We start from the raw sequence: 16,065 nt of genomic DNA on the forward strand, positions 1-16,065 counted from the left end.
ATTAATCGAAGCGCAGGTTGTACAAAACCTCGAAGCCATTGATGGTGCCGCCGCGCATGACCATCGACCAGCGCCGTGAAAAATTCCAGGTCACTTTCAAGATACTGGCGGCAGTGGTCAAACCCTGCTCGTAACCCAGGTTGATTTTTTCGGTGATGGCTTTGCCCAGGCTCACCACTTGCTCGTTCTGGATGCCGGAATCGCTGGAGCCGATCGAGAACTCATCGAAACCGATGCCCTGGGCAATCTTCTTGCCGCCATAATTTCCCAGCAGCGCCAGCGCCTGCCCGGCGGCTTGGCGCTGGCCGAGCGCGGCGCTGTCGCTGCCATGGCCGAACATCAGCCAGGAAAGTTTTTCCTCATCCGATACGTTCGGCTCGGACACCAGTTTGACCCGCAGGTTGGTGGGTGTGCCGGTAATCTCGGCGCCCGCCTCGACCTCCTGATTGCGTTTCATGGCAAGGATATTGATATTCGGATTATCGATCGGTCCCTGGAAATTGATCAGGCCGCGTTCGATCGCCAGCTTACGGCCAAATACTTCGTAGCTGCCGCTTGCGACCCGAATGGTGCCGGTGGCGCGCAAGGGCTGGTAGGGTTCGCTGCGGACCTGCATGGCGCCGCGCAGCAGGATATCGGCGCCGCTGCCGCGGAAGCGGAAATCGTTGCCGAAGCCGACTTCCACATTGATCACCGGCGTCGCGCCGCCAGCCGGCTTCTGCGCCGCTTTAGCCAGCTTCTCCTGTTCAGTCAACGGCGTGGCGCGCGCCTTCACGTCCTTGCGGACGATCACCACATCGTCTCCCAGCACCGGCGCACTGCTCTTCGGCAAATCGAACAGCGCCTTGTCGACGGTGAATTTGCCGTCGACATGCAGCTGTTCCTTGACATTGGCGATCCTCGCCTGGCCGGACAACATCAGCTGGCGGTCCGGGCTGGCAAACAATTGCAGACGATCGGCAACCACGCTGGCGCTCAGATCAGGATTGTCGTGGCCCAGTTGCAGCCGGCCGGTGGCGCGGATGTTGCCGTCGCCGCCGTGGAATTCCAGTTGCTGCAAATCGACCACGTTGTTGGCCAGGTTCAGGCGCGCCGTGCCGTCTTTCAGTTTGATTCCCTGGTCGAACAGTGTGACGGCAAGCTGGTCGCCGGTGACTTTACCTGACAACATCGGCTTGCCCAGCTGGCCCGTCAGATTCAAGTCCATCGCTATGCTGCCGTCCAGCGCAACCTGCGGTCCGATCAGGGCGCCGATGGATTTCAAATGCGGCACCTGTAATTTAGCCTGGCCGGATAGCGCCGAACTGTCGCTGACAGTCCAATTGTTGCCGCTATGCTGCAAAGCCAGTTGCAATTGCGCGCTCAGGGCGCCGATCCGGGCAGCCGCCAGCTGGCTATCCAGCTTGATCTGGCCGGACTGCAGATCGGCCCGCAATTTCAGCTCGGACAAACCCAGGCTGACATCGCCACGCCCCGGATTGACGCGCAGATCGCCGCTGCGGCGGGTGATCTGCAGATAGCCGCCGAGGTTCTCCGCCAGCGCAAAATCCCAGCTGCTATCCAGCACCAGATCCGTCTTCAAGGGCAGTTCCGGAGCGCCGAATTCATGTGCCAGGCCAAGCACCGTCGCCACATTGAGCGCATTGATGGCGCCGGCGGAACGGATTTTTCCATTGTCATAGCTGAAATTCTTCAAGTCGATCTGCGCATCCGCCACGCTCAGGCGGGTTGCACCCAGCACCAGCCGGCCGGCGTTGGCGCTGATACTCAATGGCGCCCCCAGGCTGATGCGCGGCGTGCCCTGGTTCTGCAACTCGCTGATCTGGCCCTGCCAGCCGTAGCCGGCTTTGCTCTCGCTCAGCTGGCCTTGCGCCGCCATGGTCAGATGCACGGGCTTGCCGTGCAGCGTACCGCTGCTATCCAGTTTCAAGATATGTGCGCCATAGCTGCCTGCCAGATTCAGACTCAATTTATCGAGCGCCATGTCGGCGCTATGCAAACCACGGCCCTCAACGCTGACCGCCAGCCGGTTACTGCTTGAATTAAGCTTGGCGTTCAAGTCTGCCTGGACGTCGGCCTGCCCTGACAGGCTATCCACCCGATGTTCGCCGTAGGCCAGTTTTTCGGCGCGATACGCGGCCTGTACATTCGGTTTTTGCAATGTGCCGCTGAGCTGCCCGTCCAGATGCACCGCGCCGGCGATGCCGAAACCCAGGCCTTGCAACTGCGGCGCATCGATCTTCAGATTAAGCCGATCGCCGGCAGCGCCAAAACTGCCCTTGGCTTGCACCTGGTTACCGGCTATCGACAAGGCGACATCGCTGGGCAACAAGCGTGTGCCGGCCAGATTGAGCACGCAATTGCCGGTCATCGGCAATTGATCGTAGCGGCTGTCGCGGATGGCGAACTTGAGCTTCAATTTCAGCTCCGGCGTCAGGTTGCCGCTGGCGTCTGCATCCATATTGATATTTGCCGTCACCGCTTGGGCTTTGGGAGCGCCGGCAGCTTTAGCGCCTTTGGCCGCGCTTTTAACTGGAGCAGCGCTGTTGATCCACAGGAAAGGATTGAAATCGCGCAAGCTGCCCTTCACTGCATAAGCCATGCCGGCCTCGCGGCCCAGGCTGCCGCTGAGATCGAGACGCGCCGCTCCGGCTGCCAGTTGCGCCGTTTTCACCGTGATCTGCTTGGCATCGATCACTGCGTCCAGTTGTGCTTTATAGGCGGCGTCGGCCAGGTTCAGGCTGATTTGCTGGTTGTCCGGTGTCAGCTTGATGCTGACCGGCCCGCGCAGTTGCGTCGGTTTTAACTTGCCATGTAAGGCTTGCAGATCCAGGCCTGCGACGTCGAAGTTGAATCCACCGTTATCTTTGTTTTTGCCGTCGCTGTGATACTCGCCCTGGCCGCTGATGCTGGCGTTTTTCAATAGCCTTAGCTGCAGCCCGGACAGTTGCTGGAGCTGGGTGTCCAGCCGCAGCTCGGCGCTGGCGCTGAGCAGCGGCAGACGATCCTGATCCAGGGCGCCGGCCATCGCATTGGCGATCCGAATCGGACCGCTCACTGTCAGCGTCGACAACTCTACGACAGCTGGTGCGCTGCCTGCCGCAGCCGCGGCAACAGCGGGCGGCAAGGGCTTCAGCGCCACCTGCAGACTCAGATCGGCCTGCGGCGCGCCGCTGCTGAACAGTTTCGGATTGATGTGCGCGGCGTTCAATTCAAGCTGCTGAAACGGAATGGGCGCAAACGGCGTCGCTGCAATCTTGGCTGTGCCGCTCAATTTATCGCCACGCGCGTGCAAGTCGATATTCAGCAGCGCCAGGTTGCCGGATAAAGCCGCGTCCAGCTGATATTTTTCTTTTTGGTACTCCCCGCTCAGCCCTGCCCCGCCGCTCAATGCAAACGGCTGCACGCCGTTCAGGCTGAGCTTGGCGCTGGCTCTGCCATATGGCGTGTCCAGCCGTTCCAGGACCAGATGATGCTGTACCCGGTCCGACTCGCCGTGCAGTTGCAGATGACTCAATTCGGTCGTGCTCAGCCCCTGGCGCAGGGTCAGCTTGTTCAGTGAAATATCGTTGAGCGCCAGTTGCAGCGGCAGCGCCAGACTGCTCGGCATCGCAACCGGCTCCGGCGGCGTCGGCTCCAGCCGGGCGTCAACATTGCCTACATGCAGATAAGCCACATCCAGCTTAAGCGGCGACAGGCTGAGCCGCCATTTGGCGTCGACCCGGTCAATCGCGTATTGCTGGGTAGTGTCGCGATAAACCAGGTTGCGCAGCTGCAAACCGTCAGCCAAAGTGCCGCCGACCAGTTGTCCGGATAAATTGCCATGCATCGCCCATGTGCTCAATCGCCACAAGGCGCGCGCACCGGATTCTGAACGCGCGCCGACAAATACCGTGGCGGCCACTACGGCCAGCAGTAACAGGAATGCCGCCAGCGATCGCCACAGCCAGCGCAGGCGGCCGCCGCCACCGCTTGGATTCGGCGGCGGGCTTGCTGATTCTGGCGCTGTGGCTGCTTCGTTCATTCGTGCAATCGTTCAATCTTGAGAAATGGAAAAAATCAGAAGGCGATGCCTAGTGAAATATGCGGCCGGAACTGCTTGGCCTGGACGCCATAGGCAAGGTCGACATTCACTGTCCCGACCGGGCTGCGATAACGCACGCCGGCGCCGGTGCCGACCTTGGTCGCCCGGTCCGACCAGCTATTGGTGGCGGTGCCCATATCGTAAAACACGGCGCCGCCCCATTGCTGGCTGACCCAGTGCTGATATTCGGCGCTGCCGGTCACCATGTATTTGGTCGGATAGACAGTGCCCTTTTGCGAATTGCCGATGCTGTCGTAACTATAGCCGCGCACCGATTCATTGCCGCCGGCGCGGAACAGCAAGGAAGCCGGCACCGCAGCGCTGGAACCGGTGGTAAATACGCCGCCCAGTTCGGTGCGTAAAATCACCACGTCGCGTTTCGCTACCGGAAAATAATGCTTATAACGTCCGTCGGCCCGGAAAAAAGTCTGATCGGTCAGCAAGCCTTTCAGGGCAAAGCCGGTTTGTATTGAAAAAATATGGCCGCTGCGAGGAAAGATGGGATCGTCGACAGCGCGCCGGACCCAGGCGAAACCTGGCACCAGAGCCTGATGCTGGCCCGGCTGGATCACGGTATTCGGCGGCAGCGTCGCGCCGTCGGTCTGTTGCAGGCGGTCGCGATAATAATCCAGGGTCAGCGCGGTATCGTAGTTTTCCAGCGAGCGCGCGCGTTTCAGTCCGATTTTCATGCTACGCAAATCGACGCCTTGCAAGGTAGTCCGGTCATACGAGCCATTGACGCCGTTGACGAAGCTGCGGGTATCCGGCGGCATCGATAAGTCCAGCGAACCGTATTGCCGCCGTTGCTCGATCTTGGTCTGGGCGTCGAACACCCAGGCTTTCCCGAAAACATTGTAGTTGGTGTAACGGCCTTGCACCTGCGCCCCGGTATCGGACGCGTAACCAAGCCCGGTGCGCAACCTCTGGGTTGGGAATTCGGTTACCTGAACATTCACCGGCGATTCTTGCGCATGCGCCGGATCATCGTCAATACTCACGATCACATTGCCAAAGTAGGGCGTGTTCTGGATCTGCCGTTGCAACAGCAGCAAGCGATCGACGCTGTATTCTTCGCCCACCTGCAAGGGGTTGACGTTCTCGATGATGCTGGTCGGATAACGTTTGGTGCCGGTGATGTGCAGCGCTCCCAGAGTGAATCCGGGGCCGCTGTCGTATTGCACCGTCAATTCGGCGTCGTTGTCTTCAGGCGTGACCCGTGCTTCCGAACGGGCCACCTTGGCCGCCGGATAGCGCTGCTTCAGCAACACTTGTAAACCATCGTCCTTGGCCTTCGCCCAGTCAGCCTGGCGAAACGGCTGGCCTGCAGGCAAACCCCAGTTCTGCTGTATCTGGCGCACTCGCTCGGGCGCCTCGGTAGCGGCGCTGCCGATCACATCGATGCTGGCGGCGGACACCATGGTGCGCTGCTGCGGATCGATTTTCAGATGAATGGTCTTAACCTCGCCCTGATCCACGGTAACGCTGGTCTTGGGTGAAAAATAACCTTCGGTCGAAGTCAGTTGCGTGACTTGTTCATCCACGGTATCGATCAGGAATTTCAACTGATCCTCGCTTAGATCCTGGCGATCCTTGTAGCGCGCCAGATCCAGATGCTGCTCAAGCAGTGCCTTCAATTCGCCAGGCGCATCGATCTCGACCCGGTAGCTGGCGTTGGCGCTAGCCGCAGTCAAGCAGAGCAGACCGAAAACCATGCCGTAGATGGAAGGAAGCAGGCAGGCGACGGACATGCGAAAACAGTTCCTCATGCGCGGCAGCCCGCGGTTGTTCGCCTTATAAACAACGGCATGTCAGTTTCTATCAGGAAAACCAGGAAGGACATAGGCAGCGGCAAAGGTAGCGGAGGGTCATTTTAACAAATATTGTTTTTGCATTGCGAAAACGACATTATCCCTTTTGCGTCATTGCATTAAATGCTCTGCTCGCATGGTTCTGCATAGCATGATTCAAGCTCAGGCGACCGGAGGACAGTCAGCATAGGCTGCCGCGGTAAAACAATTACTCCGGATAAGTCATTTTTGCCGGCTGCACCCATTCGACGAACTCCTGCTCCGTCACATAACCAAGCGCCAAAGCCGCCTGCTTCAGCGTACTGCCGTCATGGTGTGCGTGCTTGGCGATTTGCGCCGCGCGGTCGTAACCGATATGCGGCGCCAGCGCGGTCACCAGCATCAGCGAGCGCTCCATCAGTTCAGCGATGCGGTCGCGATTGGCGGCGATGCCGTCGGCGCAATGCTGTTCGAAGCTGGCCATGCCGTCGGCCAGCAAGCGCACGCTTTGCAGGAAATTATGGGCGATCAGGGGTTTGAATACATTCAGCTCGAAATTGCCGGAGGCGCCGCCGAAATTAATCGCCACATCGTTGCCGAACACCTGGCAGCACAACATGGTCAGCGCTTCGCACTGGGTTGGATTAACCTTGCCTGGCATGATGGAGCTGCCCGGCTCGTTCTCCGGGATGCTGATCTCGCCCAGGCCGGAACGCGGCCCGGACGCCAGCCAGCGCACATCGTTGGCAATTTTCATCAGGGCTGCGGCCAATGTTTTCAACGTGCCGTGCGCAGCCACCAGGGCGTCATGCGCGGCCAGTGCGGCAAATTTATTGTCGGCGCTACGGAAAGGCAAGCCTTCGGTCTTGGCCAATTGGGCGGCAACCCGGCTGCCGAAATCCTTGGGGGCGTTGAGTCCGGTGCCAACCGCGGTGCCGCCGGCAGCCAGATCGTACAAAGGCTCCAGCGTCGCCTTGATGATTTTTTCCGCATGATCCAGTTGCGCTACATAACCGGAGAATTCCTGGCCCAGCGTCAGTGGCGTCGCATCCTGCAGGTGGGTGCGGCCGATCTTGACGATGTCGTCGAAATCCACGGATTTCTTGTGCAAGGTCGCGCGCAGTTTCTGCAGCGACGGCAACAGCGTATTGGCGATGGCGAGCGCGGCGGCGACATGCATCGCGGTCGGAAAGATATCGTTGGATGACTGGCTCAGATTGACCGCATCGTTGGGGTGCACCAGGCGCGCTTCGCCGCGCACGCCGCCGAGAATCTCCGATGCGCGGTTGGCCAGCACCTCGTTCATATTCATGTTGCTCTGGGTGCCGGAACCGGTCTGCCAGACCGACAAGGGAAACTCATCCGGATGCTGCCCCGCCACCACTTCCTGCGCCGCCTGGATGATGGCGGCCGCCTGGGTTTTCGGCAGCTTGCCGAGATCCAGATTGACCTGTGCGCAAGCTTGCTTGACGGCGGCCAGCGCCACGATCAGCTCGGGCGGCATGCGTTCGCTGGAGATATGGAAATGATGCAGGCTGCGCTGGGTCTGTGCGCCCCACAGCCGTTGGTCCGGGACTTCAATCTTGCCAAAAGTATCGCGTTCGATTCTGCTGGTAGTCATTTCTGCTCCATAAAAGTGATGACGTCCTGCGCTGCCGATACTGCAAATTCGCAGCAGGTTCGTCAACAAAGTCTTATGGTAATACTTTTCCTTCGCGCAGGAGGGCTTCGATGTCATCGGCAGATACCGGCTCGCTGAAATAAAAGCCTTGCATTTCGTCACAGCGATGACGCTGCAGGTAGGATAGCTGCTCCTGCGTCTCCACGCCTTCGGCGATCACTTGCAGACGCAGGTTGTGAGCCAGCGAGATGATCGATGCAACGATCGCGGCGTCATCCTGGTCAACCGTGATGTCACGCACAAAAGACTGATCGATCTTCAAGGCGTCGATCGGGAAACTCTTCAGATAGGCCAGGCTCGAATAACCGGTGCCGAAATCATCGATCGACAATTGCACCCCTATCGATTTCAAGTCATTCAGGATGCCCACGGCCAGCTCGACATCCGTCATCACCAGGCTTTCCGTCAATTCGATTTCGAGATAGTGCGGCGCCAGTGCGGTATCTTCCAGCACCTTGGCTACCTGTTGCACCAGATTTTGCTGGAAAAACTGGCGCGTCGACAGATTCACGGACATTCGCAAATAACCCAGGCCCATGCGCTGCCAGGCCTTGTTTTGCTCGCAAGCGGTGTGCATTACCCAGGCGCCCATCTGCACGATGAGGCCGGTTTCTTCCGCCAGATCGACGAAGCGCGTCGGTGAAATCATGCCCAGTTGCGGATGCTTCCAGCGGATCAAGGCTTCCATGCCGACCATGCGGCCGGTGCGCAAATCCACTTGCGGCTGGTAGTAGAGCAGCAATTCCTTGCGCTCCAGTGCATTGCGCAAATCGCCCTCGATGCGCAAGCGTTCCAGCGCGCGCTCATTCATCGCCGCGGTGTAAAACTGGTAATTATTATTGCCCATTTCCTTGGCGCGATACATGGCGATGTCGGCATGCTTGAGCAGGCTTTCCGGATCTGCGCCGTCATTCGGATAGACCGCAACGCCGATGCTGCAGCTCAAGAAAAAGTCGTAGCCTTCGATTTGCAAGGGGCGCGCGATCGCATCCATCATGCCTTGAATCAGCCCTACGCTCAACTCTTCATCGAGACGTTCCGGCAGGATCAGAACAAACTCATCGCTGCCCAGCCGGGCGATGGTGTCCGCTTCGCGAGTGAACGCTTTCAGACGGCTGGCGACTTCCTTCAGCAACAGATCGCCGGCGTTGTGGCCGAGCGTATCGTTGACGAATTTAAAGCGATCCAGATCGACGAACAAGACCCATACCCGATGGCCGTACAGTTCGCCGTAGACGATCGCCTGGCTCAGGCGGTCGCTCAATACATTGCGGTTGGCCAGGCCGGTCAAGGTGTCGTGCCGCGCCTGATGCTCCAGCTCGGCTTCGTAACTTTTCATTTCCGTGATGTCGTACAGTGCCGTGACGAAGTGGCTGACGCGGCCCGAACTATCCTTCACGGGGGCCACATACAGCTCGTTCCAGAACAAGGTGCCATCCTTGCGGTAACTGCGGAATACGGCATTTGCACTGCGCTTTTCACGCAAGGCCGAGCGAATTTCTTCCAGGCCGATCTGATCGTGGTCGTCGCCATGCAACATCTCCAGATTGCGGCCGATCATCTCGCTGGCGGTATATCCGGTAATCCGTTCGAATGCCGGATTAACGTACTCCACCAGATAGCCCGGCAATTTGGCGCTGGAGATGATGATCGCATTGGCGCTCGATTCGATGGCGCGTTCGCGCAGCTGCAAGGCATCCTCGGCGCGCTTGCGGGCGACGATGTCTTCTTTCATCATCTGCGTCGCCAGCCTGACTTGCTGGGTGCGGGCGTCCACCAGCTGTTCAATCCGTTTCGAGCGCGTCGACAGGAAATACAGATAGGTGGCGCCCATCCAGCTCAGCAAGCTACCCAGTATCAACACCAGAATCGATCCGGCATTCTTTTGCGTGAATACGCGCGCCGGCGCCGACGCTTCTATATACCAGGACTTGCCGGCAAGTTCGAAAGTCTGCGACATGTCTTGCGGAGCGTCATACAGCAACCACGCCGGCAGCCAATTGCTGGTATTGGAAAAGGTAACCGGGTTGCCTTGGCGATACACCAAGCTGCCCTCGTCCGGCTTGGCGCTGGCATACACCCGAAGATAAAAATCATCACGGGCCTGTACCCCGTCGCGCGCCAGGACATTGTTGATGAAGGCGTCCGCTCGCAATGCCGCGCTGGTATAACCGATCAATGCGCGACGACGCTGGTCGACGCTGTCCAGCATGGCGCCATGCTCATACACCGGCATCAAGATGACCAGCCCCAGTTTGCCGCCATCGTTGCTGGTTTTTAATGTAAATAAATCGGTAGACGCCGGCAAGCCGGAATCGCGCGCGCGTTGCATCGGCTCTGCCTGGACCACGCTGGGCGCTATGTCGAGACCAAATATGGCTTCATTGCCCGTCATCGGCTCCAGGTAATCGACGACCCGATACTGGTCGCGGCCCGCGCTCGGCTCGGGCTTGCCGTCGCTTAACTGGCGAATCGAAAAATTGGGAAAATGCTTCCGCATTTCCGCTTCGTAAGCAGGCCGCTGGGCGGCCGTTACCACGCGCTGAAAAGCTAATGATTTGATATACGGAGAGCGGCGCAGCATCGGCGCCGTAAAGGTATGGAATTGTTCGCGGCTGACGTCGTCCACTGTGAGGAACAAACGATTCACGGTCTCCAGCTCATGCACCAATGCGTCAAGACCGTCCACCACCGCTTTCAGATGGCCGCTGGCCAGGCGCCGGAATTCGGCATCCATTTTTTCGTATTCGAGGTGCCGCACTGAGACAAACAAGCCGAGCGTAATGGCTAGGCCCAATATCAAACTGGATAAAGAGGCAATGGGTATGAAGATTGACGAACCACGACGAAACATTTCTACTCCATTGCGAACAATAGGCGAAATATTACACGGTCTTTTTACTTGAGAACGCCACGTGATGATTTCTTTTTAATGGCGATAATCAACTAAAAGCCGCTAGGCAAGAACTGTAGTTGGCGTAGATAAAAATTCAGGTAGATTTTGGCGCTTCGGCGTCGGGCAACAAGCAGGCCTGCAAAATTTGCAGATCGTTGTCTTTCGCAAAATTGACCACGAAATGATAGGCCAAAGGCTCGATCTGGCGCAGATCTTCATTGACTACAACCGAGCGCACGCCGTTCAGCAGCACCGGCCGGACGTAGGGTGAATATTGCAGATGGGCATTGCGGCCGCCCGATCCTTCCGGGCGGAAACAGGCCATGACACCGCACAGGCGCTCTGCCCAGTCGCTGGGGCGGAACTGCCTGCCATCGCTGGTAATACCTTGAATGAAAAATTCGCGGGCGGGGGCGTCAGGAGATTGAATGGTATCAGCCATGCGTACAGCTCGTTTCTTCTATAACGCTTGCTACAGACATTTGCTTGGCCTTTGGTAGAAGCAAGCTACAATTTTCACTTTACTAATTTTGCGCAAGTGATTCTTACGTATTATATCTTATAGAAGACTAACGCACCATCCAGCACAACCATCCGGCCGCTGGCCTATCCGAACCAGACTGCCGCCGACAGCAACAACAGCAAGAACATCCACAGTAACAGGGCGCGCCAAACCAGGCCACCCGTGCTTTGCAAAGCACGCGGGGTGGGCACGTCGCCCGGCGGGCTCTCGCCTTCCATTGCGGTCGAATCAACTGTCGATGCATCGGCCGGCAGGATCGCAATCGCGGTCTCCAGCGGCGTGCCGAGCAACACGCCCATGGCGCCGCCGCCGGTGGACAAGATGATGCCATCGGTTTCGTTTTTCCAACGATCGGCAAAATTACGCCAGGCGTAAATCGCATCCTCGAAATTGCCGACTACCGCAAAGGCGGCTGCCGTCATACGCGCCGGAATCCAGTCTATCCAATAAAACGCCTGGGCCGCAAACCGCCCGAAAGCTTCATTGCGCATGTGATCCGGCTCATTCCAGCCGCGCGCCAGATACTCGGCGATGCGATACATGACGGCGCAAGCCGGGCCGACCGGCATGAGGAACCAGAAAAACACGCCGAACACATGGCGATGGGTGGTGATCAATGCTTTTTCAACCGCGATACGGGAGATTTCACTGACGTCCATATCGGTGGTATCGAGCTTGGTCCATTCCGCCAGCAAGGTCCGTGCGGTAGCGTCGTCGCCGGTGTTGAGCGCCAGTTGAATCGAACTGAAGTAATGGCTGTAGTGGCGGAAGCCAAGAGTCAGATACACGATCAAGACATTCCAGAGCAGCGCCGCCCAGGCGCCGATATGCACGCATAACCAATAGATCAACGCGGTCGGTATGGTTAACGCCAATATCACGCAGAACCAGCCGAGCCGGCCTTGCCGCGCCTGCCCCGCATTAAACGAAGCCTCTATCTTGCTCGCGAAATGCTTGACCCAGGCATACACGGGATTATCCGCACGCAGCGGTTTCAGTTGCTCGATCAGCAATGCAAACAGAATAGAGAGAAATGTCATTAACCAGCCTTATAAATCAAATAACTGAGCAAGCAATAGCGCAAGTAACTGAACGAGCAACAGTGTAATAACAGCGCAGCAAATCAGCATCGATACCATAGCCGCTGCAAATCGCGGCGTATCGGTGTTGCCATAACATCTAAAATTGCAATAACCCATACGATAACGCAGCGCACACATAGAATCAAACTTGTACTGAGCATGTTTGCCATCGTTTGACGTCACACGCTGAATCTAGGCCCGCAGAAAGTGAAATAAATTTCTTAACATGGCGGCAGTCGCTCCCCAGATGAAGAAGCGCTCGTAGGGCATCGCATAAAAGGTACGGCGATAGCCATCCGGCAAATCGATGCTGCGCAATTGATGATTCAGACCATCCATCAGGAATGCCAGGGGGACTTCAAAAATTTCGGCCACCTCGTCCGGATCGGCGCGCAGGCTGACAGGCGGATTGACCAGGCATACCACCGGCGTGACGCGATAGCCGGTGCCGGTGAAATACTCCGGCAAGCTGCCGATCACCTCGACCTGGCGACGCGCCAGGCCGATCTCTTCTTCAGCTTCACGCAGAGCCGTTTCGACTGGCGACGCATCGCTCTGTTCCATTCGCCCGCCCGGAAAACTCACCTGTCCGGCATGATCGGTCAGATGGGCGGCGCGCTGGGTAAACAACAGCGTCGGTTGCTCCTCATGCATGACGATGGGAATCAACACCGACGCCGGCGTTACCGGCTTGCCTTGCGTCATGCGCAGCACAGTCTGGCTATCCATATGCTCGGGATGCCATTCCGGCTGCTGTGCAAAGCGTTGACGCAGCCATGCCGCGCTCATCCTTTCGGGCGCCAGTGCTGATTCGCCGGCAACCGCATCAACCGGCAGCATCAGGGGATCGAAAGTCAATTTAACCAAGAAAATTCCTCTAACGTCTTTTCCACACTTTACCGCGATGACTCCGAATGACCTATCGTGGTCACAGATAATAACAATTTACGCCATTTTACTTTACAGCAACTAAAAGCATGAGCTTGAACGGCTGCCTGTAGCAAACATAAATCTCAAATGCAAAAAAAGGGGGCGCCTGATGGCGCCCCCTTTTTAATGCGATACCTATGCCTGCATGACAACGACTTACTCTGCTGCTGGCGCAGCCTTTGCAGTGTTGCGACGCTGTGGCAGTTTTTCCTTGATACGTGCCGACTTGCCGGAACGCTCGCGCAGGTAGTACAGCTTGGCGCGACGGACATCGCCGCGACGCTTGACTTCGATCGAAGCGATCAGTGGCGAGTACAGTTGGAAGGTACGCTCAACGCCTTCGCCGGAGGAAATCTTACGGACGATGAAGTTGGAGTTCAAACCACGGTTACGACGCGAAATCACAACGCCTTCGTAAGCCTGAGCACGCTTACGCGTACCTTCAACTACGTTAACGCTGACCACGACGGTATCGCCTGGTGCAAATTCAGGGATGTTCTTGCCGAGGCGGGCAATTTCTTCTTGCTCAAGTTGTTGGATCAAGTCCATTTTTAGCTCCATATACCATCTTGCTGACGCCGTTTTGTACAAGACTTTTATGTCAGGCACTGCTCAGTAGAGGATGGGGTTAAACATAGGCGGCCGGCTGGCCTCCTCTTGGTACTGCCGTTACTACTCGATTTACTGCTTATCTACTACTAACTACAACAGGCCGAGCACTTGCGCGCTTAACCTATATTCCGTAAAAACTTTTCATCGGCAGTGCTTAGCAAACCGGCAGCGCGTATCTTTTGAATCAGATCGGGCCGTTTCTTTGCCGTGGCAGCCAACATCTGCTGGCGTCGCCATTTTTCGATTTCGGCATGATGACCGCCCATCAGGACCGGCGGCACGCCCACACCTTCATATTGCTCCGGCCGGGTGTAATGCGGACAATCCAGCAAGCCATTGACAAAACTGTCTTCGACCGCCGATGCGCCGTCATTCAACACGCCGGGCAACTGCCGGATCACCGCATCCATCAAAGCCATCGCCGGTAATTCGCCGCCGGACAAAACGAAATCGCCAAGGCTGATTTCTTCATCCACGCAACGATCCAGCAAACGCTGGTCTACCGCTTCATAACGTCCGCAGAGCAATATCAAACCAGGTTCGGTACGCAATTCCATGACACGTTGATGAGTCAGCGGCTGGCCTTGCGGCGACAGATAGACTACTCTCGGTGCAGGCAGGTTTTGTTGCAACTGACGCGCCTTGGCTGCTTCAATCGCAGCTTCGAGCGGTTTCGCCAGCATCACCATGCCTGGGCCGCCGCCATAAGGCCGGTCATCCACGGTACGATGATTGTCAGTAGTGAAATCACGCGGATTCCACAAGGCCAACTCACATCTTTTTTGTTCAAACGCACGGCGGGTAACACCCGATTGCGTCAATGCTGCAAACATTTCGGGAAACAGCGTGACGACATCAAATTGCATACCGCGCACCTTTTTGTTTCGCTTGCGATCTTGTTTGCTGCTTTGGCTGCCTGGATCCGGCATCGGCCTTAGCTCCAGACTTAATAATCCAGTCCCCAGTCAACCGTGATTTTCTTTGCTTGCTGATCCACCGTCTTGACGAACTGCTCAACAAACGGGATCAATAATTCTGGTGCAGCCTTGTCCTTACTCTGATCTGCGACTGCCGGCACTGTGATCCGAAGAATCGGATGCGCGCCGTTGTCCATCAAATCAGCGACCACGCCCAGATGCTCGCCTTGCAGATTTTCAACCACCAGGCCGATCAGATCGACCCAATAGAATTCATCATCCGCAAGCGCCGGGAAATGGCTGCGTGGAATATGCACCACACTACCCTTCATGGCTTCGGCTGCATCGCGCCCTGCCACACCCATCAGGCGCGCCACAATGTCGCCACTGTGATTCTTTGCCTGCATCATTTCGACATCGCGCAATTCCGGCGAATTCTGCCGGCCTAACCACCATGTCTTGGCGTGCAACAATGCATCTGCATCCGCTGAATACGGTTTGATCCGCACCCAGCCATTAATACCGTAAGCGCCAGTAATGTAACCGACCACCACCAAATCCGAAGGTAATGCAACTCCAGCTTGTGCTGTGGCCGACAAATTTACTGACGCGTTCAACGGTTTCAAACTGCCGAATTAAGCAGCTTTTTTGGCAGCATCAGCAACCAGACGTGCAACGGTCGGCGACAATTGCGCGCCAACACCTTGCCAATGCGTCAGGCGATCCTGAGCAATACGGAAAGTCTCTTCAGCACCGGACGCTACCGGATTGTAAAAACCGATACGCTCGATGAAGCGACCGTCACGGCGATTGCGCGAATCAGTAGCTACGATGTTGTAAAAAGGACGCTTCTTTGCGCCACCACGGGATAAACGAATAACGACCATAATGTTTCCAAAAAGTGTTCGAACACGGAAAAAGCCGCAAATTATAACGCAAAGTGAGTCGCCCCCGCAACCAAAGCAGGCCATGGGTGTGGTTTCACTACGTCAAACAGGTATTTGCTGGGCTCTAAAAACGCTTTGCTGCCGTATCTACTCAAGCAGCAAGCGGGCCTGACTATCAAGTGACATTCTATTGGGGCAGGCTGTACACTACGTCCTCAATCCGTTTCCCGAGACACTTGGTGTACTTCGGAAACATCAGTGGCGATAGCCAAGCTAGTATCTTAGCAATATTTCCAGTTGATGCAAGGATTGCCTGCTTTTTTGCATGTTCCAGACAATTCATCCACCCACCCCGCAAATGACCCAATCCCACAAGAACAAGACACTCGCCACCTTCGTGGCTACCGTATTCGGCAGCATTGGCTTGCACCGCTTCTATCTCATGGGAATTAAAGACGTCTGGGGCTGGCTGCATCTTGCCACCCTGCCAATTTCATTACTGGCTTACTTTCTTTGGAGACAAGATCAGCAAGTGGCGTTCCTGTTTGGACCGCTGATCATCTCGGGCCTGATTGCCTGCATCGAATCGCTGGTCATAGGATTAACCCCTGATGAAAAATGGGATGCCAAATACAACGCCGGTTCCGGCCGCCAATCCGATTCCGG

At 56.9% G+C, this 16,065-nt stretch carries 12 protein-coding genes; 1 reads left to right on the plus strand and 11 read right to left on the minus strand.

Annotation, left to right across the window (positions count from 1 at the left end; translation table 11 throughout):
* Window position 1: 1 nt before the first annotated feature.
* The 11 genes from KHU33_RS15075 to rpsP form a co-directional block, all read right to left on the minus strand.
* A complete protein-coding gene (locus tag KHU33_RS15075) occupies window positions 2–4,024 on the minus strand; it encodes a translocation/assembly module TamB domain-containing protein (protein ID WP_230414289.1) in 4,023 nt (1,340 codons plus the stop codon).
* A 35-nt stretch (window positions 4,025–4,059) separates the two neighbouring features.
* Window positions 4,060–5,832, minus strand: a complete 1,773-nt coding sequence (locus KHU33_RS15080) for an autotransporter assembly complex protein TamA (protein WP_407928285.1) — start codon at window positions 5,830–5,832, stop codon at window positions 4,060–4,062.
* 268 nt (window positions 5,833–6,100) lie between these two features.
* Window positions 6,101–7,492, minus strand: coding sequence for a class II fumarate hydratase (fumC, locus tag KHU33_RS15085; RefSeq protein ID WP_211464313.1), 1,392 nt, complete (start codon window positions 7,490–7,492; stop codon window positions 6,101–6,103).
* A gap of 73 nt (window positions 7,493–7,565) precedes the next feature.
* Window positions 7,566–10,289, minus strand: a complete 2,724-nt coding sequence (locus KHU33_RS15090) for a bifunctional diguanylate cyclase/phosphodiesterase (protein WP_329956064.1) — start codon at window positions 10,287–10,289, stop codon at window positions 7,566–7,568.
* A gap of 253 nt (window positions 10,290–10,542) precedes the next feature.
* A complete protein-coding gene (locus KHU33_RS15095; protein ID WP_211464324.1) occupies window positions 10,543–10,890 on the minus strand; it encodes a DUF3579 domain-containing protein in 348 nt (115 codons plus the stop codon).
* A 164-nt stretch (window positions 10,891–11,054) separates the two neighbouring features.
* On the minus strand, window positions 11,055–12,011 hold the full coding sequence (locus KHU33_RS15100; protein WP_211464326.1) for a CobD/CbiB family protein: 957 nt from the start codon (window positions 12,009–12,011) through the stop codon (window positions 11,055–11,057).
* 234 nt (window positions 12,012–12,245) lie between these two features.
* Entirely contained in the window at window positions 12,246–12,920 is a 675-nt protein-coding gene (locus tag KHU33_RS15105) for a CoA pyrophosphatase (RefSeq protein WP_211464328.1), read from the minus strand.
* Between the two features lie 219 nt (window positions 12,921–13,139).
* A complete protein-coding gene (gene rplS, locus KHU33_RS15110; protein ID WP_211444528.1) occupies window positions 13,140–13,532 on the minus strand; it encodes a 50S ribosomal protein L19 in 393 nt (130 codons plus the stop codon).
* Between the two features lie 179 nt (window positions 13,533–13,711).
* Entirely contained in the window at window positions 13,712–14,461 is a 750-nt protein-coding gene (gene trmD, locus KHU33_RS15115) for a tRNA (guanosine(37)-N1)-methyltransferase TrmD (protein WP_211464330.1), read from the minus strand.
* A gap of 80 nt (window positions 14,462–14,541) precedes the next feature.
* Window positions 14,542–15,129: a ribosome maturation factor RimM gene (gene rimM, locus KHU33_RS15120; RefSeq protein WP_230414290.1), complete on the minus strand. Its 588-nt coding sequence runs from the start codon at window positions 15,127–15,129 to the stop codon at window positions 14,542–14,544.
* Between the two features lie 18 nt (window positions 15,130–15,147).
* Entirely contained in the window at window positions 15,148–15,399 is a 252-nt protein-coding gene (rpsP, locus tag KHU33_RS15125) for a 30S ribosomal protein S16 (protein WP_041741387.1), read from the minus strand.
* Window positions 15,400–15,724: 325 nt separating this feature from the next.
* Between rpsP and KHU33_RS15130 the strand changes: the two genes are divergently transcribed.
* Window positions 15,725–16,065: NINE protein (locus KHU33_RS15130; RefSeq protein ID WP_211464332.1), on the plus strand; the 341-nt coding region annotated here is incomplete at its 3' end.

The sequence above is a fragment of the Collimonas silvisoli genome, assembly GCF_018305005.1.
Lineage (GTDB): Bacteria > Pseudomonadota > Gammaproteobacteria > Burkholderiales > Burkholderiaceae_D > Collimonas > Collimonas silvisoli.